This is a genomic window from Streptomyces sp. NPDC051909 (genome assembly GCF_040681095.1).
In the GTDB taxonomy this organism is placed as follows: Bacteria; Actinomycetota; Actinomycetes; order Streptomycetales; family Streptomycetaceae; genus Streptomyces.
The window spans coordinates 130750-151384 of sequence record NZ_JBFAYA010000014.1; the positions used below are offsets into that span (position 1 = coordinate 130750).

Annotated in this window: 17 protein-coding genes; 3 read left to right on the forward strand and 14 right to left on the reverse strand. The window is 70.3% G+C overall.

Going from position 1 to position 20635, the window contains the following annotated elements; translation table 11 throughout:
* Positions 1–6 precede the first annotated feature (6 nt).
* Positions 7–951 carry a hypothetical protein gene (locus AB0M18_RS22905; protein ID WP_365760829.1) on the forward strand — a complete coding sequence of 315 codons (945 nt, stop codon included), beginning with the start codon at positions 7–9 and terminating at the stop codon, positions 949–951.
* Here the strand turns inward: AB0M18_RS22905 and AB0M18_RS22910 are convergent.
* The 6 genes from AB0M18_RS22910 to AB0M18_RS22935 all read right to left on the reverse strand — a co-directional run bounded on the left by AB0M18_RS22910 (position 869) and on the right by AB0M18_RS22935 (position 6107).
* Positions 869–1705 carry a DUF1826 domain-containing protein gene (locus AB0M18_RS22910; protein WP_365760831.1) on the reverse strand — a complete coding sequence of 279 codons (837 nt, stop codon included), beginning with the start codon at positions 1703–1705 and terminating at the stop codon, positions 869–871. The two genes, AB0M18_RS22905 and AB0M18_RS22910, sit on opposite strands and share 83 nt — an antisense overlap.
* A 109-nt stretch (positions 1706–1814) precedes the next feature.
* Positions 1815–2060, reverse strand: coding sequence for a hypothetical protein (locus AB0M18_RS22915; RefSeq protein ID WP_365760833.1), 246 nt, complete (start codon positions 2058–2060; stop codon positions 1815–1817).
* Between the two features lie 33 nt (positions 2061–2093).
* Positions 2094–2348 (reverse strand): hypothetical protein, encoded by a 255-nt coding sequence (locus AB0M18_RS22920; protein ID WP_365760835.1) that lies wholly within the window; start codon positions 2346–2348, stop codon positions 2094–2096.
* 15 nt (positions 2349–2363) lie between these two features.
* A complete protein-coding gene (locus AB0M18_RS22925; RefSeq protein ID WP_365760837.1) occupies positions 2364–4991 on the reverse strand; it encodes a hypothetical protein in 2628 nt (875 codons plus the stop codon).
* A 19-nt stretch (positions 4992–5010) separates the two neighbouring features.
* A complete protein-coding gene (locus tag AB0M18_RS22930; protein ID WP_365760839.1) occupies positions 5011–5256 on the reverse strand; it encodes a hypothetical protein in 246 nt (81 codons plus the stop codon).
* 203 nt (positions 5257–5459) lie between these two features.
* Positions 5460–6107, reverse strand: coding sequence for a response regulator transcription factor (locus tag AB0M18_RS22935; protein WP_365760841.1), 648 nt, complete (start codon positions 6105–6107; stop codon positions 5460–5462).
* A 393-nt stretch (positions 6108–6500) separates the two neighbouring features.
* On the opposite strand from AB0M18_RS22935, the gene AB0M18_RS22940 reads away from it, so the two are divergent.
* Positions 6501–7217, forward strand: a complete 717-nt coding sequence (locus tag AB0M18_RS22940; RefSeq protein WP_365760843.1) for a sulfite exporter TauE/SafE family protein — start codon at positions 6501–6503, stop codon at positions 7215–7217.
* A 124-nt stretch (positions 7218–7341) separates the two neighbouring features.
* Here AB0M18_RS22940 and AB0M18_RS22945 read toward each other — a convergent pair whose 3' ends face one another.
* The gene (locus tag AB0M18_RS22945) at positions 7342–12420 is read right to left on the reverse strand and encodes a hypothetical protein (RefSeq protein WP_365760845.1); all 5079 of its coding nucleotides are present in this window, start codon (positions 12418–12420) and stop codon (positions 7342–7344) included.
* A 4-nt stretch (positions 12421–12424) separates the two neighbouring features.
* Positions 12425–15415 (reverse strand): hypothetical protein, encoded by a 2991-nt coding sequence (locus AB0M18_RS22950; RefSeq protein WP_365760847.1) that lies wholly within the window; start codon positions 15413–15415, stop codon positions 12425–12427.
* A gap of 325 nt (positions 15416–15740) precedes the next feature.
* On the opposite strand from AB0M18_RS22950, the gene AB0M18_RS22955 reads away from it, so the two are divergent.
* On the forward strand, positions 15741–16457 hold the full coding sequence (locus tag AB0M18_RS22955) for a flavodoxin family protein (RefSeq protein ID WP_365760849.1): 717 nt from the start codon (positions 15741–15743) through the stop codon (positions 16455–16457).
* Between the two features lie 409 nt (positions 16458–16866).
* Here the strand turns inward: AB0M18_RS22955 and AB0M18_RS22960 are convergent, their stop codons facing one another.
* The 6 genes from AB0M18_RS22960 to AB0M18_RS22985 form a co-directional block, all read right to left on the reverse strand.
* Positions 16867–17052, reverse strand: coding sequence for a hypothetical protein (locus AB0M18_RS22960; protein ID WP_365760851.1), 186 nt, complete (start codon positions 17050–17052; stop codon positions 16867–16869).
* A 1-nt stretch (position 17053) separates the two neighbouring features.
* Positions 17054–17482, reverse strand: coding sequence for a hypothetical protein (locus AB0M18_RS22965; protein ID WP_365760853.1), 429 nt, complete (start codon positions 17480–17482; stop codon positions 17054–17056).
* Positions 17483–17940: 458 nt separating this feature from the next.
* The gene (locus AB0M18_RS22970) at positions 17941–18579 is read right to left on the reverse strand and encodes a DUF6368 family protein (RefSeq protein WP_365760855.1); all 639 of its coding nucleotides are present in this window, start codon (positions 18577–18579) and stop codon (positions 17941–17943) included.
* Between the two features lie 196 nt (positions 18580–18775).
* Positions 18776–19042, reverse strand: coding sequence for a metal-sensitive transcriptional regulator (locus tag AB0M18_RS22975; RefSeq protein WP_365760857.1), 267 nt, complete (start codon positions 19040–19042; stop codon positions 18776–18778).
* Between the two features lie 55 nt (positions 19043–19097).
* A complete protein-coding gene (locus AB0M18_RS22980) occupies positions 19098–19994 on the reverse strand; it encodes a sulfite exporter TauE/SafE family protein (protein WP_365760859.1) in 897 nt (298 codons plus the stop codon).
* Entirely contained in the window at positions 19991–20575 is a 585-nt protein-coding gene (locus tag AB0M18_RS22985) for a rhodanese-like domain-containing protein (protein WP_365760861.1), read from the reverse strand. The genes AB0M18_RS22980 and AB0M18_RS22985 overlap by 4 nt, the downstream gene beginning before the upstream one ends.
* Positions 20576–20635 lie beyond the last annotated feature (60 nt).

Here is a 20635-nt window from a genome sequence, read left to right on the forward strand (position 1 = left end):
CGACGGGTGGATTTCTCCGCGGGCGCGCCGCTCCTGCGCGTCACCGGGCCGGGCGGCGACGTACTGCCGTGGGTGGTGGTACGGGCTCCCGTCGTCACCCGGGACCAGCACGCACGCCTGAACCGGCTCGCGGACGAGGGCTGTCGTTTCGTCGGTGCCACCAGCTATCTGGGCTTCCCGGGGGCGGGGTTCCGTGACGAGCGCGACTACGGGCTGCTCTGCGAGGCGTGGCTGCACTGCTTCCGTGAGCCGGAACGCCACCTGCCGCCGAACGGGCCACGGGTTCGGGTGAGCGAGTCCGACTTCACCGACCCGCGCCGTGTCGACCCCCGCCTGGTGGCACGGGCCCTGCCGCCGGAACTGGTCGCGGACGTGGTCCACGTGTCCGGCGCGGAACCTTGGCGGCAACGGGCCAAGAACTGGCCGCTCGCCGCACGCTGCCTGCGCCGGCTGTCCGAGGAGACGGACCTGCGCGTCCTGGTCGTCGACGCCCCGCCCGGCGCCGGGACGCTGCCGGGCGTCAGATCGTCCGGTCCGCTGGAGTGGCCGTCGTTGCTCGCCGTGATCGCCGCCGCGCGCTGCCTGTTCGTACCGGCAGTCCTCGACGCGTCGCCGAGGGTGCTCGCGGAGGCGCTCTGCCTCGACGTGCCCGTCGTCGTCAACCGGGCGATCCTCGGCGGCTGGCAGTACGTCAACGCGTTCACCGGGGCCTTCTTCGACGGCGTGGAGGACGTGGTGCCGGCCGTTCTGGGGACGATCGGTGCCGCGGGCGGACCGAGGTCCTGGTTCACGGCCCATCACGGGCCCGCGCGGGCGGGCGAGCGCGTCCTGCGGCTGTTGCGTTCCCTGGATCCCTCGCTGCCCGCACTCAGCCATGTGCTGCTGGCCCCCGACCGGGGACCGGCATCCGACGGGGGGCGGCGGGAACCCGCTCTGCCGGGGACACGTTGAGGACCAGCCTCGGAGGGCCCTCCATGGGCGAGCGGTGGATCCACGCGTCCGTCACGGGATGCGGCGACCAGTGGCGCCGTACGTCGAGGTGCTTGAAGTAGACGGTCGCGTCCGGCGGCACCCGGTGGACAGGAGCGTGGGGCCGCAGGAACGAAGGGGTCTCGTCCATGGCGATCAGCGGGCCGAGCGCCGCACCGGCCGGTTCGTCGCCACAGGTCCCGGCCCCCGCCTCCCGCGACAGCCGCTCCCGGCGCGACAGGTAGGCGTAGAAGTCCTGCGTGCTCCGCACGTCGTCGCGGGACACGTACTCGGTCGTCGGACCGTTGTAGACCCGTACGGCACCGGTGGTGGGGGCCTGCGGCGGGACCGTGTCGACGTGGAATCCGCAGCGCCGGGTGGGGGCCTCGGTGAACACCCGCACCATCACGCGCGTGACGTCCGCCGCGGCCATGACCTGTTCCACGATCCCCGCCATGTCGTCCAGGAGCGCATGCGCGACCGCCCTGTCCGCGTCGGCCAGGGCGGTGCGGGACCAGTCGGCGAACTCGTCGCGGGAGACCGCGGTCAGAGTCGTACGGGCGATGACGAGCCGCCGTGAGACCACCAGCTCGGCCAACTCGGCCAGCCAGTCCGGTCGTTCGGGCGGGGCCAGGATGACCGCGGCCAGCCCGGGGTCGGTCAGCCGTGCGATGTCCCGTGCCGTGCCTCCGTGGAGGACACCGCCGGGGAACGTCTCCTCGTCGATGGGGACCACGGACGGCACCCTAGTCGTGGGCCGGCCGCGCCCCCGGCCCGACAGGCGGGGCCGGGGGCGCGAGAACCCGTTCGGCGCAGACTCCGGCCGCGGCTCTTGCGATCCACGGTCACATCGCGGGAGCGGCGCCGGCCGCCTGGTCGGTCCCGGTCGACGAGGTGTCGGTCGTGTACGGCTGGTCGGTGGAGGGCAGCGACTGACCGGGGTCGGTGGGCGGCTGCCCCATGGGGGCACCGGAGTTCGGGGCGGGTCCCATGTCCACTCCCGCCGCGGGCTCGGGACGCGGCACCGGAGGGGAGCATTCCTGGGAGGACGACTGCTCGGCGGCGCCGTCGATGTCGATGGTGATGCGCATGGCTCGGTCCTTCCGTGTACGGCGGGGAGTGGCTCAGTTCAGGACGGCGTACCTGGCCTCGTAGGTCATCGTGGCCGCGGTGAGGTTCTTCACGGTGATCCAGTACGTCACGTAGCCGGCCTCATAGCGCTCGACGGCCACGTCCCAGTCCACCTGCGGAGCACCGGACTGCGGATTGGTCGGCACCAGGTACCAGACGACGTGCCAGGACGCCGGCCATCCGTAGGTGAAGAGACGTACGCTCGCGTTGGCTCCGAGCGATCCGGTGTAATGAACGTTGGTCCACATCGCGCTTCTCCCGGTTCAGTAGCGGCTGAGGATGGCGAACCGGCCCTCGAATGCGACCGGGACGGGGGTGAGGTTGGTGACGGAGATCCAGTACGTGACGTACTCGGCGTCCCCTCGTTCCACCTGGACCTTCCAGGTCAGCTCCTCGGCACCTGGGCGGATCGTGGTGGGCATGACCGTCCACAGGACGTGCCAGGTGGCGGGCCAGCCCCAGGTGAACCAGCGACCGGTCGAGTTGGCCGCGACGGTGCCCGTCCACTGAACGCCGCACACGGGCTGGGTCATCCAGCCGTCCACCGGGATCTCCCAGACGCCCCGGTTGCGCAGGCCGGCCCGGAGCACCCTGGCGTGCCGGTGATAGAGCAGATCGCCGACGAAGGCGTTGGGCAGGCCGTTGGAGAACATCTGCCAGGAGGCGCCGCCGTCCACGGACTGGTAGACGCCCAGGTCGGCGGCAACCCAGACACGGTCGCGGTTTCCCGGGTGCACCTCGATGGCGTTCAGCGGCAGATTGGGGAGTGCGGCCGTGCGGTCGGCCCAGTTCGTGCCGCCGTCGGTCGACCGCCAGACGCGGCCGCCGTTGCGCGTCGCGTGCGTCACCCAGATGCGGTTCGTGTCGGTCGGGTCGACGTGGATGTCGCTGACCCAGGCGCCGGCGCGGGGCGTGGTGAGCGCGGTGAGCGCGCCCCACGCGGTCCCGTTCCACCGCGTGACGTAGAGCAGGCCGCCGGTGGTTCCGACGTACACCTGGTCGGCCGTCGGTATGTACATCGCCGAGGCGGTGCCGGCCGTCGGGAAGGCCAGCCGCGTCCAGTTGGTGCAGTTGTTACGGGAGACGTAGAGGGCCCCGCCGGCCTGGGCGACCGTGTTGCCGTTGGTGGCGCTCGACTCGAACGGCGGATAGAAGAGCGACCCCTCTCCGGAGGGGACCGGCGGTGGCAGCCAGTTCCAGCTGCCCCAGTCGCCCCGGGAGGTGGAGCGTTCCACGCCCATGTTGAAGAAGCTGTGGAACACCGTGCGCGGGTCGGTGCGGTTGACCCCGCAGTCGCCGCCGTCACCGTCCCGCGAGTGCAGCCAGGTGGGCGAACCGGTCCACCGCTCGGTGCCGTTGTCCTGGGTGCCGCCGAGGAGCCACCGCGACGAACCCAGGTCCTGCCCGAGGTACTCGAACTCCGTGATCTCCAGGCCGTTGTTCAGGTGCTGCCAGGTGATGCCGCGGTCCGGGCTGCGGTAGAGACCGCCGTCGTTGCCGATGTAGACGACCTGGGGCTGGCCCGGCTCGAAGGCGATGGCGTGCTGGTCGGGGTGGATGGACTGGCCGGGCGAGGCCTTGCTGGCGATGTCCGTCCAGGTCCAGGTGGTGCCGGAGAGGTCGCCCCGGTGGGCGCTGATGGCTCCGCAGTAGATCTGGCCGGCGTTGTCCGGCGCGACGGCCAGGAACCAGTCATACCAGGCCTGGCCGATGTTCACCCCGGTGGGTGCGCCGATCGCGGTCCAGGTGCCCCCGGCGCGCCGGGCCAGATAGGCGGTGGTCCCGGCGCCCCACACGTAGGCGACGGTGGGGTCCGACGGGGCGATGGCCACGGCGAGCCTGTTGTAGGTGGCGGGCGCGCTCGGCAGGGTCACGGCGTTCCAGGTGACGCCGCCGTCGGTGGAACGGAACAGGCCGTCCGCGCACGCGGCGAGTGCCTCGGCGCCCGACGGGGCCACCGCGACGGACCAGGTCCTCGCGGTGCGCCGTTGCGTCCATGTCGCTCCGGTGTCCGTGGAGACGTAGAGGCCGCCCCTCGTCGCGGCGAAGACCCGGGTGGGGGTGGCCCGGTCGAACTTCAGGTCGTAGAAGCCCTGGCCGACGAACGGGTTGGTGCACAGGCTCGCCCAGGTGAGTCCCCCGTTGGTGGACCGGAGGATGCCCGTGCCGAAGCCGGACCACCAGTCTCCTTCACCCGTGCCCGCGAGGACGGTGGTCGGAGTGGTCGGATGGAAGGCGATGGCACCCGTGGTGAGGGTCGCCGCGTGGTCGGTGCGCGGGGCCCACGACGCCCCGCGGTTACGGCTCTCCCAGATGCCGCCGTGGGCCGCTCCGACCAGCAGGTGGTTGACGTTGCCGGGGTCGACGGCCACGGAGGAGACCCGTCCGGAGACATTGACCCGAGAGCCGCTACCGGTGCCGTAGGTCTGTCCGTTGGGTATCGTCCACGGTCCGAGCGAACGCCAGTTGGGGCCACTGGGAGTCGGCGGAGTCGTCGACAGCGTCTCGGCCACGGCCATGTAGTTCGCGGCGAGCTGTTCCATCCCCGCGTCGGGCCCGCCGCCACCACCGGCGGGAGGTGGCTTGGCTGACTGCGAGCTCCCCGAGCCGCCTCCCCCGTCTCCCCCGTCGTCGCCTCCGCCGCCCGGCTCGCCGCCGTCTCCGTCCTCATGGCCGCCGGAGGGGCCGCCCTGGGGGCCCGCCACGCTTTCGAGCAGGGCCTGGGCCGCCGCCTCGTCCATGTCGGGGCGGGCCTGGACGGCCGCCTCCACGGCGGCGTCGGCGTGGCCGGTGCGGGCCAGTTCGAGCATGAGGCGTGCCAACGCCTTGCCACCGGGGAACTCTTGGCGATCGCCCTGCGCGACTGTGTTGTCCTGGGGATTCCCACGCATCACTGTTCTCCTCGTGCCGTCACGGTCCCGCGTCACGACTCGGCCGGCCGGCCTCGGCGGGATCTGGGCAGTCCTCGGGGTCCGTTGGAGCCCCGGAGGCGTCAGCCTCCTCCTCCGTGGCCTGGTCGTCCGTCTCGTCCGTCTCGTCCGACTCGTCGGCTTCGGCTTCGTCCTGGAGCCCTCTGGCCCGCAGGAACTCCTCCAGCCGACGCGCCGCGCGGTCCTCTTCGGAGTCGTCCGGGACACCGGCGGGTTTGCGTATCAACTCGACCTCCCCGCTGTGGTGCGGATGAAGGTGAAGGAGGCCCCTGAGGAGAACGCCTGCTGGGAGCACGCGAGTTGCGCGTGGACGGGACGTTCCAGGGGACGGGGCGCGATGGCGGACCGGAAGGGCCGTCCCTCAGCACCGAATGAGCCTCTCGGCCGTCCGGATTCAGTCTTCGTCAGGGGGCGTGCTCTGCCAAGGGCCTAATCACCCCGTGCCGGGTGGGTAGATCTACCCCGGCCCGGTGTGGGTGGAACGAGGCTGTATTCGATGGCGAAGCGGGTGAGATCGGCCCTCCGGCGGGCACCGATCTTGTCGCGGAGCCGGTCCAGATGCGAATGCACCGTGTGTTCGCTGATGCCGAGCAGGACGGCGATCTCCCGATCGGTGTCACCGCTGGCCACCCGCCCCAGGATCTCCCGTTCCCGCTCCGTGATGTGGAGGGGCGCCAGGAGCAGATGCACGGCGAGCGGGCCCGGCACATAGGTTTCGCCCGCGGCCACAGTCCGTAAGGCCGAGAGGAGCTCCGCCTGTTCGGTATGGCTGTCCAGGCATCCACGCGCGCCGGCGCGGATCGCCGGCGCGAGGTCGATGTGTGCCGCGGCGGAGACGACGACGACCGCGTAGCCGCGGGCACAGAGCCGGGACACGGTACGGGCCAGTTCGAGCGTGGCGAGCCGGAGGTTGATCACCACCATTCCGGCGTCGACGGGATGCGTGTCCAGTTCCTCGACGGAGGACACGGCCGCGGCCAGGAGGAGATCCGGTTCGCCGGTGATCAGTTGGATGATGCCGAGCCGTATCAGCGGGCAGTCTCCTACGACGACGACACGCCTCGGGTCAGCGTCCATCTGGAACCTTCGGTGGCAGGGACGGCAGTGGCAATGCGGCGGATTCCCTCACGGCGGAGCGTTTCGCTGGCGTGACAGTTGTGCCCCACATCGAGCGGTTCGGTGCGCGTTTGAGGCCATGGGTCACCCGTGCGGGGAAATCCGAAACGATTCCTCAGGCCCGAGTGGAGCAGAGGGCGAGGCTTCCCGCCGCGGCCGTACCACGGACGGAACAGGGCTCGACTGGAAGGGAATTGGTCGCCTCGGGCGATCGACTTCCCGGACCGCCGCCCCTGTGGCGCGTCGGCGCGGACGGTTTCATCGTGGAGGAAGGAGGTCACACCGCTCAGGCTGTCGACCGCGACGAGGGGCGGGCGGCCTTGTGTGGGGGGCCGACCCGACTGAGGAGCGCCGATGGAACCGTATCTGCTTCCGGTCGTGTTCGCGGCGGTCTTCGCCGCGTTCGCGCTGTCCGCCTCCGCAGGGTTCGGAGGCAGTCTCATCCTCGTGCCGACGCTGGCCCTCATGCTCGGCACGAAGTCGGGCGTGGCCCTGGCGGCGCTGCTTCTGGCCGCCAACAACCTGGTGAAGGTCATCGCGTACCGGAACACCCTGCCCTACCGCAAGACGGCGCCGGTGATCGTGCTCGTCATGGCCGGAGCCTTCCTGGGTGCCACGTTGCTCGTCTCGGCGCCCGAGCGGTGGGTGACGATCGCGGTCATCCTGAGCTTCGCCCTCGCGTTCCTCGTCGAATCCCTCGACCTCAGCCGTTTCCGGCGGATCGGGTCCCCGCTGCTGGCGTTCGCGTCCGGCGCGACCTCCGGGTTCAGTGGCACGTCAGGTCCCCTGAAGGGACTCGCCGTCCGCGCGCTGCACCTGGACCGCATGCACCTCGTGGGTGCCCTGTCCCTGGTGTCACTCGTCGGCGACGTCACGAAGACGGCGGTCTGGACGGACGCGGCCCTGCTCACCGGCGGCGACTACCTCGTCGCCCTGGCGTGCGTGCCCCTCATGCTGGTCGCGACGTTCCTGGGCCGGCGGTTCAACTACAAGCTCGGGGAACGCGGGTACACCGGCCTGTTCTGGACCGTCATGCTGGGCTACACCGGGCGTCTCCTCGCGGGACTGTGAGACCGGACCTGCGGCGGCAGGCACCAGGGGTGGGCCGTGCGCGCCCCGGTTCCGCCCGGGGCGCGCACGTCCGACGGCCGCCGCGGCCCCGACCGGCGACGATGCCGCTGTCGACCCAGCGGGACTACGACCACCACGTCCAGCGCAGCAGTCCCTCCTCGGTGTCGGTGATCACCTCGACCTGTCCTGGGATCCGGCAGACGGCACCCACTCGGCCGCCCGAGCCCTCGCTCGGGCCCTGCACGCGCCCGACCGGGCGCCACACGCCGTCCGTCGCCGAGGCCGAACGCACCGTCCCGTCGGTCCCGGTGGCGAAGGCCCAGGCCACGCCCGGTTCCGGGAGGGCCCAGGTCACCTCGCCCCCCGGGCGCGGCTGCCAGCCGTCCTCGGCCTGCGCGGGCAACCAGCGCACCGGCTCGGCACCGCGACGCCGACCGAGACTGATCCGGCCCGCGGCCCCGGAGGCCGCGATCAGAAGCTCGCCCCCGCCGCCCGCCACGGCGCAGCGCGTCACGGTGTGTCCCGGTCCCTCCAGCTCCTGCCAGGGGCCGCCGAACAGGACCACCGCGCCGGGGTCCCGCAGCCAGAGCCCGCCCTGCGCCGAGCGCGCGACGAGGCACTCACCGGCCAGTCCCACGGGGGATCCAGCCGCGAGGTCGAACCCGGTGGTCTCCACGCGTTCCCACACACCGCTCTCACCGGGGTTCCACCCCTTGTGCAGATAGACTTCGCCGTCCGCGCCGGTCAGACACAGGACGGCCGTGGCGGACAGCAGGCCGTCGCCCGGCACGGCGCTCAGCGCGCTGCCCGGGCCGAGGGGCACCGGCTCCAGGGTGAGTCCGTTCCGCACCTTCGGCCGGAGATCGGACCATCCCTCTCCCCAGTGGCCCTGCGTGTCGCTGACCCGCGCCAGCAGGCGGCTCTCGCTCAGCGCCCACACGATCGCCCGCCCTCCGGCGTCCGAGACGGCGGCCCACGAGGGAGTGCGCGACCACACCGGCGCGTCCCCGTCCGGTCGCACCCGCGCCCATACGCCGACGCTCATCCCGCACGACGCCCGCTTGTGCCAGAGCTCCCCGTCGCCGTCGACGAGGAACAGGTCGAGGTGGTCCAGCCACACGGATCCGGCCGCCGGCTGGCGGGCCGGCAGCCAGCGTCGGGCCCGCACCGCACCCGGCACCTCGGCCCAGTCGTCCCACGCCCCCACGCGCACGGCGAACGGGCGCGGCCCCGTGTCGCGGCGGTCCCCGGCCACGTCCACGCCTCCGAAGGGCACCGAGCAGTCCCGTAGCCGCCAGTCGCCCATGAGCGCCTTCAGTGAGTACGACGCCTTCCACTCGGGGTCGCCCAGCTCGCCGAAGAGCGCCAGCGGGCCGAGCAGCAGGGCCGGGTCGAGGTCCGGCAGGTCCAGCGGGTCGGACAGGTCCGGCAGCTGCGGCTCCCGCAGGCCGAGCAGGCTCGGGTCGAAGGGGTCACCGCCGGACGCGGGGTGGGTCAGCGTCATGGTCATGTCGGGGCTGCGGCGCACGGGCCGGTCCAGGAAGATCCACTCGGCGTCATGGGTGGTGTCCTCACCGATGGGGCCGGCCGCGACCACCTGGTCGGTCGTGAGGCGGTGGCAGCCGACCTCCACCGTCGCCGTCGCCACCGTGAAGGCCTCCATCGCCTCGTCGCCGGTGCGCAGATGGATCACGAGGGCGATGATCGTATCGGCGTCACGCGGCCCTTGCTCGGGCTGTTCCAGCCGGACCGGACTCCGGAAATCGCCGAAGTCGTGCAGCAGCGTGCGCCCGTTCCACTCCAGGCAGTAGGCCCGCTGCCCCCACTCCACGAGGCCGCCCCGCACGAACGGGTTCTCGAACCGCGGGAACAGGTCGGTCCCCAGAGACCGGCCGTTCAGCTCGAACTCCCCTCCGTCCCCGTTGGTCATGCGCAGCCGGTCCGACCCGCCGCCGGGCCGGGGCACGTCGTAGGTGCACTCCAGGTCGCCGGTGTCGTCCACGTGCACGCGGGCGGACGAGACGCGGTCCATGAACGCCTCGAAGCTGCCGAACTCGCTCTTGGAGCCGATCTGCACGATCCACACGTTCTTGCCGTTGACATACCAGTCCTTGTCGGCGAAGAGGTCCGGCGGGTCTTTCCAGATCCCCTCCTCGCCCTGCTTCTCCAGGCGCACCGCGTAGGGGTCGGACTCCTTCGTCAGCCACTCGGGGCGCTTGTTGGAGAAGACCCCGACATACCCCTCTTCGGGTTCGGCGGTGGAACCCTCGGGAACCGGGTGCACCACCTTGCCGAACAGCCAGAATCCCTTCGGTCCGATGTGGCCGATGTCGAGCAGCGGGAAATCGGCGTCGTCGTACGCGGAGGTACGCCGCTCCACCACCTGGTCGAACCCTGCCTTGGGGAACCAGGCGTGCGAGCCGGTCTCGGCCAGGAAGTCCTGGATGTCGTGGAACTCGGACAGCATGATCGCGGCGCCGCCGTGCTGGACCACGCGCGGCAGCGCCCAGTACCCCGTCCACCAGTCGGGTCCGTCCGTGTCGTCGATTGTCTCGCCCTCGAGGAATTCGTTGCTCAGGGCGACCGCGGCGATGCCGCCGCCGACGGCGCCGACAGGCCCGAGGACCAGTCCGCCGATCAGGGCGCCTGCTCCGAAGACGGCCGCGTCGGGGATGTCGAACCCGCCGAATCCGGCGGTGACGAATACGTTGACCGCGCCGTTGAGCGTGGCCTGCTGGACGCTGTTCTGGAAGTTGAGCTGGCCGTAGCGGAAGTTCTGGGTGGTGGAGAGCATCGCCCCGGGTGAGCGGTAGGTCACGATGTTGGCGCGGCTCCGGGTCGACCCTTCGAGGAGCAGGGACAGGTCGTCGGCCGTCCGCTCGTCCAGTTGGTCGGGGCCCTCGCCTCCCGTGAAGGGTGCCGTGACCAGTGCCGGCAGATCGAGCAGGCCGTCGGCCGGCGCTCGGAGCAGTGGGATGATCGTCTCGACGATCCAGCGGATCGCACCGAAGGCCTTGGACTTCTCCAGGCCGAAGCGGTGGACCACGCGCAGCGAGTTCCGCAGCACCTGCTTGTTGAAGAACGCCGACATGCCCCAGAAGAAGACGGTGTCGTCCTCGACCGCGCCGTACCCCTCGTGGGTGCGGGCGATGTCGCGGTTCACCTCCGCGAGATGGGGGAAGTGGCGGGCGCGCTTGGAGGCGTATCCGCGCAGCAGCGAGTCCTTCACCACCGATTTCTGTGACCAGGTGATGCCGTACTTCGGGGCCTCGTCGAAGGTGACCGATACGCGGGACCGGTCGGTGAAGGCGAACCCTGGCGGGTGGGAACCGATCTCCAGAAGCACCCGGGGGACGGTCGTGGCGTACGTGGAGGAGGCGAAGCTCGCGCCGACCTGGGCGTTGCCTTCGTTGAAGACCCCCTTCGAGCCGAAAAGGATCTCCACGACATCGGTGAGGCCGTTGTCGAATCCGTGGCTCTTGGACTTGAACTGGCTGCGCCCACCGGCCGCGCCCATGGACCCGTGATGCGAGAACCGCGCCACGTCGAAGAGCATCAGATCCACCGCCATCTCGGCCTTCTTGCGGACCTCGTCGTCGAGGGCGAAGTCCACCAGGTTGAGCAGGGCCCAGAGGTGCTCGCGGTAGTAGCCGGAGGAGTTGTACTCCATCCAGCCGAACATCAGACGGTTGTTGAGCCATTTCAGCACCCGGGCACGTCCGCGCTCGCGGCGCTGCGCCCCGGTCTTCGCACCGGTCCGGTCACCCGGGTCGGCGAACAGCCCGCACGGTTGGAAGGTGTCGTCCTCCCAGAGCTGTCCGAGGAGGTACTCCGAGGACGCGAACATGATGTAGTGGTTCTCCGACCAGAACTCCATCTCCTGGTCGACCGCTTTCCCTTCGCCAAGCCCGGTCTTGACCTTGTTGAGCCGCTCGTTGTCCTGGGCACGGGGCTTTTCGTCCAGCCAGAACTTGTACGACAGGAGCCCCTGTTTGAGGATCTCGCCCGCCAGCGGGGACCAGCTCGGGTCCTGACTCCTCGGGTTGGCGGCGGTCGCCTCCAGGATGAACCGGAGGCGGGTCGCCGCGGACCGGAACCGGGCGGACAGTCCGGGGTCGGCGGAGACGTCGGCGGCGCGGGCCGCCATGAAGCGGGTGAACCGTTCGTCGGGTGGTGTGCGGACGCGCCAGCGCGGGGTCGTCCCTCGGGCGAGTCCGGACGGCAGCGGCCCGTACCGGTAGAGCAGCCGCACCAGCTGGCACAGGCCCATGTCCGAGTTGGGTTTGAGGCAGAGGCACTCACCGAGCGGGGCGTGGATCGCTCCGCTCCAATAGGCCACGCGCTTGGAGAACGGGAACGCCGTGACCGGGCCCATCGGTGCGCCGTTGGTCGCCACCGAGTGCCGGTGCCGGTACGTCGCCTCCGCGTCCTCGGGCTTCGACTTGGTGAGGTCGAGCAGCCGGACCTTCACCGCATCGCCCGTGGGGCGTTCGGTGCCGGCGGCCAGCATGGCGGCGAGGAAGGCCTGGTACGCCCCGGGCGCGTCCGGGTCGAACGGCGGCCGGACGCCGCCGATGCCTCCCACGGCCAGCCCGAGCTCGATCTCGAACTCGTCGACGTAGCGCTCCAGGCTGTCGAGCCAGCCCGGAGCCTTGCTCACGTCCTCACCCGCGGACTTGTACAGCTCGGGGATCAGCCAGGGTTTCTCGGCGGCGAGTTCGGCACGGGCGATCGCGTAGGCCACCCGCTCGCCCTCCGGCTTCGCCTCGGTGGGCATGGCCAGGTGCTCGCGCGGGAAGGGGTCCAGCACGGACGGCGAGTCCCACGCCGAGGCGTAGGTGGTCGCCTCGTACGCCGTGCGCAGGTCCCCGAGACGCTCGGCGAGACGTCGGGGCTCGTGGGCCCCGAGCCAGTCGCCCATCCTTCCGACGAGCGAGGCACCGAAGGTGCCGTGACGTGCCTCCTCGTCCTGGGTCCACACCGGCTGTCCGCTGTCGAGGTAGACCCGGCCGGTCTCCTTGAGCCGGCCGCTCGGGCCGCCCCCGAACGTGGCCGTGAACTGCTGCTCCGAGATCAGGTCCAGCCTGGGGTCCTGCGAGTCGGGCCGCAGGGACCGGAAGTGGTCGTAGTTGAGCAGGCGGATCTGGGTCTCGTAGAACCAGAGAGCCCGGCGTCGCACCGCCTTGCGCAGGTCCTCCGCCATGGCGTCAGGACTCCGGACCGCAGGACGTGGCCGGCCAGGTCGGGAGGGTGGCGTCCTCCTTGAGGAGAACCAGTGTCGTAGGCAGGGTGACCTCCCACTGATCCACGCACACCTCATCGCCGGGAGCGCGGTTGGCGGCCTTGATCTCCTCGATGATCGACAGGTAGTGGTCGCCGTACATGTCGGGGATCTCCTCCCCCATCCACACGTCCCCCGTCTCGTGGTAGTGGGCCAGGGCCGCCTCGAAGCCGGGCCGGACGGGTACGACGACGCGGGCCGCGCCTGCCTTGAGGAAGGCCTCGAACTGCGGGTCGGCGTCCTGCGTGAGCAACAGTTCCTGCCACCGCTGGGGGCTGGCCCAGTAGTAGGGGTAGCAGGTGTACATCAGGTTCTCCCACTCGAAGGCGCGCTCGAAGAACGCCACGACGGAGCCCCACTCGCGCACGGCGAGGGGATCGGGGAGTCCCGCGCCCGGTGGGGCTGGTGCCGGTGCCGGTGTCGGCAGCCAGGTCGGCGGGTGCTCGCCGAGCAGCAGGAACACGAAGGCCCGCTTGAGCTCCTGGAGGGTGACGGCCGGGTCGTGTCCCAGGCCGCCGGCGGCGGCGAGCTGGGCCCGCGCGGCGGCGACGTAGCGGGCCAGCTTCTCCTCGTACTCCGCGAGTTTGCGCTGGTAGCCGCTGACGATGGTCGCGTGGGTCTTCAGCTGCCATTGGGCGTAGGCCTCGTCGGTGCGCTGGCAGACCAGCGCGACGGCGTACGCCATGGAGGTGACGTGCAGAAACGTGCTGACACTGACAGGGACTTCGCCGGTCTCCCCCGCCATCGGGAACGAGGCGTTGAGGTAGGGGTTGGCCGCGTCCTGGATCCGCCGATAGGTGTTCTCACCGACGAAGACCTCGAGGGTCGCTCCGGGTGCCGGATTCTGGAAGTACGTATTGGTGGTGTGCACATAGCCGCTGACCGCCTTGTACCCCTCGGGAACGGGCAACTTGAAGACAGCCGGCTGGGGAACGTGGGACTCACCGCCGTAGGCGGCCACCTTCTTGCTGCCCTCGATCAGTTGTGGCTGCGAGACCATCCGTGCGTAGACGGCGGGCGGCGGAGCGACGGAGCCGGTCACTCCGTACTGGGTGGCGAACCACATGTAGTTGGAGGCGTTGATCTGTTCGGGGGTCAGGCCCGGGTCGAGGGGCTTGACCAGCTGAAAGTGCTCGGGCTTGGCGGCGTCCTTGAGTGCCTGCACGAGCACGGCGGCCGGCTCGGGCACGACGACGTCGTACATCAGACGCTTGCCGTAGTTGAGGACCCGCAGGTTGTAGACCTTGTCGACCCACTGGTAGATCCCGCGGATCTTCTCCACGCCCTGGTGGTTGTCGAGCACGTGACCGACCCGCTCGACGTAGCTGCGGCTCTCGCGGCTCACCCGCTGCCGGCGCACCTCCGAGGTGCGCCGCTCGACCGACTTGGCGACCACGGTCTGGGCGAAGTTCGTCTTGCTGTTCTCCACCAGCCGGCCGTAGTCGGAGGAGGTCATGCCCTCGCCGGCCCTGCTGCTCTGCCGGCCCGACTCCCGCTGGGTCTCGGCGGCGAGTTCGTTGCGCTGGGTGGACTGCTGGTCGCGCTCGTCGGTCTGTGAGGTGAAGGTCTCGTCGGTCTCGATGATCTCCGAACTCTCGGAGCGCCGCGTCCACCGGCGAAGCTGTTCGTGCTCCAGGACGTTCTCGATGTGGGAGATCTCGCCCGCCCGGTACCCGACGGTCTCCTGGCGGACGACGAACAGGTCGCCCACCCCGGCCGGGCGGGTGATCGCCTTGCTGAAGTCGGGGACCCGGGCCCGGGCCACGTCGGCCGTGGGGATCACGGGCGTGGTCTCGGCGAAGAGCTGGCCGCCGATCCGGTAGACCTTGGCGGTCGTGGGCGCCTCCAGGGGCAGCAGTTCCTCGTTGAGCCGCACGAGTCGCTGCCCGATCCGGTCGAGGGCCACCGGGACGGCGGTCCGGTCCACCTTGATCCCCAGCTTCGCCATGGCAGCGCGCTCCTCCTCGCCGAACCGCTTCCGCGCCGCCTCGGCCAGGAGCAGCACGGCCGGACCGGCGGCGGCCGCCGAGGCGTCGCCCCCGTCGGGGCGGCCGTCCTCTCCGGTGGCGGTCCCCGGGGCCGTGGCGGTGCCCTGCGGCGGAGGTTCGGAGATGACGACCTCCAACTCCTCGGGGCGCACGGCGAGCAGCTTGCCGTAGGCGGCTTGCAGCCGGTCCCGCTCCCGTCGCAGCGTGTGGGTGCGCTCGTACTCCGCGGCCGTGTCCTCGTCGGGCGCCCGGCGCAGGCGCGGCTCGCCGGCCGGGTGCGCGACCGCCGCCAGCGGACCGGGCGGGATCCTCAGCGGCCTGGCCAGCAGACGCCGTACCTCCGTGAGGTTCAGCTTGTCCGGTGGCGGGGTGGAATCGGCCGGCGTGCCCGGAGCCGCTGCGGCGGCGGAGACGTCGGTGGCCAGGTGCTTCAGAAAGGACGCGGCACGCAGCTGTCGCACCACTGTCGCCGTGTCGACCGAGCCGTACCCCGTGGCGAGCTTCACGGCCACGACCGTGTTCTGCAGGAGTTCGAGGTCGCTCTTGAAGGCGGGTCCGGCGACCACCTGGCCGACAGGCGCGCCGAAGATCTCCTCCACCAACTGGCGGACCTTCTGGGTGTTGACGATGGGCAGCTGCTCGATCGCGGCCTTCAGCCCGCCCAGCTTCGCACCCAACTGTGTGGGGTCGGACGTGGGCGAAGGGAATTTCTCCTTCAGGAACTTCTCGGCGAGTGCCCGTACTTGCGCGGCCGGCGAGGGCGGTGGCTCGTCGGCCGCCGAGTCCTGGCCCTCGTCCGTACCACTCCCTCCGCCGCCCGCGGCATCTTCCAGCGACTCCTGGAAGGTGGACTGGTTCGTGGCATCGATCGCGTCGGTCCGCGCAGGTACCGCGAAGTCGTGTTCGATGTAGCGGAAGAGGTCAACCATCGCTCATCTCCTCTGGACCGGGGCAGCCGTGGACGCTCTTGCCCGACGCCGCCCGACAGCATGAAGTCACTTCACGCTACCAAAGGGTTACACTGCGTAACCGATTCTTCGTGTAGCCGGATCCTCGGCGACGTGCGGCGGTGCGGGCCACGCGGGTGATCGGGCGGCCGACTTCGCCGCCGTTGGCGCGGCGTCCGGTCATTCCGCTCGACGAGGCGAGACAGTGGACCGGATTTTCGGCCGGACCGACCCGGGGCCCTATCGACGTCGACAGCCGGGCGCGTTTCGCCGCCCCACGCCCACTCGTCCGCAGGGGAACACATCGATGACCGAAACCGACACGTCCTACCGTGATCTCCGCGCGCTGGTGATCAACTGCACGCTCAAGCGGTCGCCGGAGCGCAGCCACACCCAGGGGCTGATCGACATCAGCACCGGGATCATGGAGCGGCAGGGCGTCGAGGTCGAGGTGCTGCGGGCGGTGGACCTCGACCTCGCGACCGGTGTGTGGCCGGACATGACGGAGCACGGCTGGGAGACCGACGAGTGGCCTGTCATCTACTCGAAGGTGATGGCCGCGGACATCCTCACCTTGGCTGGACCCGTATGGCTGGGAGACAACTCCTCAGTCATGAAGAAGGTGATCGAGCGTCTGTACGCCTGCTCGTCGATCCTCAACGATCGTGGCCAGTACGCGTACTACGGCCGGGTCGGCGGCTGCCTGATCACCGGCAACGAGGACGGCGCGAAGCACTGCGCGATGAACGTGATCTACAGCCTGCAGCACCTCGGGTACGTCATTCCGCCGCAGGCGGACGCAGGCTGGGTCGGCCCGGCCGGGCCAGGCCCGTCCTACCTGGACGAGGGCTCGGGTGGCCCGGAGAACGACTTCACCAACCGCAGCACCACGTTCATGACGTGGAACCTGCTGCACCTCGCCCGGATGCTCAAGGACGCCGGCGGCATCCCGGCGTACGGCAACCAGCGCTCCGGGTGGGACGCCGGCTGCCGATTCGACTTCGAGAACCCCGAGCACCGTTGAGCGACGAGCGCGGACCTGGGGAATACGACCGAGGAAGGCCCGGCTCGGGGTGCCGTCGGTGACGCGGTCCGAGCTGCGGTGCGGCAGCTGTCTGTAGCTGGACCGGTGGCGGGCGATGCCTGAAGTGACCCCACGGGTCCCGACACTTCCGTTGTACGCCGCGAGGTCCGGCCGTTGGTGGCAACGGACCCTCGTCCGGTGCGGCGTGACGTAGCCGGCGGGGCGGAAGTCCCACGCGCGGACGGGTCGGTGCCACCGTGGTGGGCCCGGCCTTCCCAGGGCTGGGCGGTCAGTTGTCGGTCTGGTCATGGGGAGGGAACCGGTGACCTACTGCTGTGACCGCATGGGTTCGCCGGGTCGGGCTGGGCTGGGCTGGGCTGGGCTGCCGAGTTTCAGGAACGTCTGTCACTCAGCGGCTCGCACGGCCGGACAGCTCCACGTCGTCGCTGCCATCCGGGTCTTCCGGGGCCGGCCGACCCGCCGCAAGCAGCAGCCCGAGCGCGGCGTCCAGGGCGTCGAGGTGGGCGCCGTTTGTGAGCCGGTGTACCCGGGTCGGCGACAGCCCCGCCGCCTCGGCGCCCCTCCGGACGGGCACCTCAGCAGGGCTCAGGCTGGTCGTACCTGCCCTTTGCGGTCGTGCGGTTTCCGCACACGGTGGCCGCCGACGAGTTGAGGGTTGCGACGGGATTCGCGCCGATGAACGTGTTGTGGGTGATCAGGCCACTCGGCACATCGTTCAGTTCCACCCCAGTCGAGACCCCGCATCCGAAGCCGGGGATGAAGGTGGTCGTGTTCCTCTCGACGTCGGCATGGGACACACGGCCGAGCACGATGCCCCAGGCCAGCGTCCTCAGGTTGTTTCCGGTGATCGTCGCCGGGCCGAGGCTGTTTGTCGGTGCGGCCATGTAGATCTGGGGCCAGCATGTGACGGGGGTGTCGGTTTCCGGCTGCACGTTGTCACGCACCACGAAGGGGCCGGGTTGCACGCCGATGTTGCTTGCCGCTGCCAGGAGTCCGAGGTACACGTTGCTGTACGTGTTCCTCACGAGCGTGACGTCGCCGCTCCACGCCTCTGCCTTGCGAGTCCCAGGTTCCGCCGGGGTCCGCCTCCACGGCGTCACCCCAGATATTCTCGAAGTGCACCTGGCTGATCAGGACACCATCCGAGCCCAAGACCGCGATACCGGTGTCGTGCGCGTCTTCGTTACGTTCCCTTCCTCGGCACGGAGATCGTTCCGGCTCATCCGCCGAACGGACGATGCGGCGACGTTGCGCAGGTGGCCAGTTCGGGGATCTCGGCCTTTGCCTCACGAAGCCGTTTTTTTGCGGAGCTCGGCGATCGTCTCGCCCCGGGCGACGGAACGAGCCCGAATCCGCAGCGCGAAAGGCATCCGCTGGGGCGGGCGACCCGCTCTCGCCGCGTGATCAGGCAACAGGGCGAATGTTCCAGGTCACAGCACCAGCTCCGCCGCCGATTCGTCTGCTACTTGACCAGCCGGAAGGCGGGATGCCCAACCCAGGCCCGCAGAAACTCCGCCGTCCCCAGCGCCATCCAGTCGTCGTCCGCGATCCCCACCACCCCTGGAAGGCTCGCGACGACCGACGCCTGTCCGTCCAGCAGCTCGGCTTTGGCCACGCCCCCGATGACATCCATGACAGCGGCGGTCAGCAGGGCCGTGGCCACGTGGTCGATCTCGCGATTGCAGCCGGCGCTGACATTGACGGCATGGGTCGGCTTGAAGCCGAGCTTGGCCTCCACCTCGGGCTCGTCCGCGTGCTCAGCCTCGAAGAGGCTCTCATCGCCGACACCCGGCCCCATCAAGTGGACCAGGAAGGGCCGACGCCAGTCCTCGCGCTGCGGATCGAATCCCACCAGCGCCGTGAGCTCCTCGTCCACGGAGGCGGAGGTGTCGCCGAGGAGTGGCAGCGGGAACGGCTTTCGCCGATCCCCCTCTCGCCCGCCCTCGACACCCAGTCGCTCTGCGGGCACGTTGACGTCGAAGAACCCGGGCCGCTTCTCGACGAAGTGGGAGGAGAGGTCCACCATCAACGCACGGAACCGCCGCAGCGCAGCCGGGGAGGGCGGTTCCGTCAACTCGATCACCAACGTCGGACCAGACACGCTGGGAGCATAGTTCGTTCGGCTCCGCGAACGCTCCAACTATTCCCACACCAAGCCCAGCCGGTCCGAGCACCGACGCCGCCAACCGGCGAACCTATGCGGTCAGGGCGCCAGCCGTCGCAAGCCGGGCGCGCACGCGTCTGCCGGGGTGCGCAGCGACGGCGGCCGGCGGATGTCCGCCGGCCGCCGTCGTGTGTCACGCGAGCGTGAGGAAGAGCTTCTCCAGGTCCTGCTCGCTCATCGGGGGTGCGCCTTCCTCGCTCTCGGCCAGGCACTGGCGCATGCCGCTCGCGACGATCTTGAAACCGGCCCGGTCGAGGGCGCGGGAGACGGCTGCGAGCTGTGTGACGACGTCCTTGCAGTCGCGGCCGGCCTCGATCATGGCGATGACGCCCGCGAGCTGTCCTTGAGCGCGCCGCAGCCGGTTGAGGACCGCGGTCGCCGCCTCTTCTTCCACCTTCACCGGGTTCCTCCTTCTCACCGACCATCGACTCAAGAATACCCCTTGGGGTATAACGCTAGGGGTGTACGGCCGATTCCCGGGTGCCTGCCTGCGGCGCGTCCGTGGTGGGTCGCGGGCGGCGAGCCCGTACGGCGCCCCAGACCATGGTGGTCGCCGCGGCGAGGCCGATGCCGGTCCAGGTGATGGGGCTGACCCAGATCACCGTGGGCAGTTGCCGGCTGAGGACGAAGACGCCCATGACGACGACGAACCAGCCGAACGCCTTGCGCAGGGTGTCCTGGGGGATGCGTCCGGCGAAGCGGCTGCCGATGAGGCTGCCGGCGACGGCCGCGGCGGTGACCATCAGGGCCAGGTTCCAGTCGATCGTCACACCGGAGAGATGTCCGGCGAGTCCGGAGAAGGACTTCATCGCGATGACGAGCAGCGAGGTGCCGACGGCGACACTCATGGGCAGTCCGCCGAGCAGGGCGAGGGCGGGGACGACGAGGAATCCACCGCCGGATCCGACCAGGCCGGTGACCGCGCCGACGACGAGGCCCTCGACGATCACGTGCTTGACGGGCAGCTCGGTGTGGGCGGGCTTGGCCGCCTTCGGCTTGCGGGACCTGCGGAGCATGGCGAAGGCCGTGGCGAGCATCATGAGCGCGAAGGCGACGAGCAGGACGGTGCCGGGGATGTACTCGGCGAGGCGTCCGCCGCCGTAGGCGCCGATCATGCTGACCGCGCCGAAGATCAGGCCGGTGCGCCAGCGCACCCGGCCGGCCCGGGCGTGCGGGACGAGCCCGACCAGGCTGGTCACGCCGACGACGAACAGGGAGGTGGCGATGGCCTCCTTGGTGTCCATCCCGGCCAGGTAGACCAGGATCGGCACGGTCAGGATGGAACCGCCGCCGCCCAGGATGCCGAGACTGACGCCGATGAGGACGGACGCCACGAGGACGAGGGCGATCACGAGCGGTCCCGCAGGGAGGCGATCACGGTACGGATGTCGATGCGCGGGCCGCGGTTGTAGGGCAGCTTCGAGAGCAGGACGCCCATCATGCAGGAATTGCTGAGCGCCGCGTACGTCAGGCCGGCGCCGATCGCCGTACCGATCAGATGCACACCGGGCACCAGGACACCGACGAGGCCGGTGACCAGGACGACCGAGCCGGCGACCAGGCGGACCTGGCGCTCCATGTCCCAGCGCGCCTCACCCCGGTTGACCGGGGCCTCGGCGACCTCCCAGGCCATCATGCCGCCGTCCAGGACGCGCAGGTTGGGCAGACCGGCCTCGGCGAGGGCCTGCTCGGCCTGGGCGGCACGGGCCCCGGAGCGACAGACGAGGACCACGTCCTCGTCGAGGTGGGCCAGGAGTTCGGCGCGGTGCTCGCGCAGGGTGTCCAGCGGGACGTTGTAGGAGCCGGGAATGTGGACCGTCCGGAATTCGCCGGGGGTGCGCACGTCCAGCACACGAGGTCCGTGTCCGTCCTTGATCAGCTGCTGGAGGGTGGCGGGGGTGAGGCCTGCGGCGCGGGAGGCGTCGGTCGTCATGAAATCTCCGTCGTGGTGAACCGACCCCGAACAGAAATACGGGGTGGGGTATATGCGGGG

Excerpts from the sequence above, each read along its gene's own strand:
- AB0M18_RS22915 (WP_365760833.1), bottom strand. The coding sequence starts at position 2,060 with ATGCGCATCACCATCGACATCGACGGCGCCGCCGAGCAGTCGTCCTCC.
- AB0M18_RS22920 (WP_365760835.1), bottom strand. The coding sequence starts at position 2,348 with ATGTGGACCAACGTTCATTACACCGGATCGCTCGGAGCCAACGCGAGC.
- AB0M18_RS22925 (WP_365760837.1), bottom strand. The coding sequence starts at position 4,991 with ATGCGTGGGAATCCCCAGGACAACACAGTCGCGCAGGGCGATCGCCAA.
- AB0M18_RS22935 (WP_365760841.1), bottom strand. The coding sequence starts at position 6,107 with ATGGACGCTGACCCGAGGCGTGTCGTCGTCGTAGGAGACTGCCCGCTG.
- AB0M18_RS22940 (WP_365760843.1), top strand. The coding sequence starts at position 6,501 with ATGGAACCGTATCTGCTTCCGGTCGTGTTCGCGGCGGTCTTCGCCGCG.
- AB0M18_RS22945 (WP_365760845.1), bottom strand. The coding sequence starts at position 12,420 with ATGGCGGAGGACCTGCGCAAGGCGGTGCGACGCCGGGCTCTCTGGTTC.
- AB0M18_RS22950 (WP_365760847.1), bottom strand. The coding sequence starts at position 15,415 with ATGGTTGACCTCTTCCGCTACATCGAACACGACTTCGCGGTACCTGCG.
- AB0M18_RS22955 (WP_365760849.1), top strand. The coding sequence starts at position 15,741 with ATGACCGAAACCGACACGTCCTACCGTGATCTCCGCGCGCTGGTGATC.
- AB0M18_RS22985 (WP_365760861.1), bottom strand. The coding sequence starts at position 20,575 with ATGACGACCGACGCCTCCCGCGCCGCAGGCCTCACCCCCGCCACCCTC.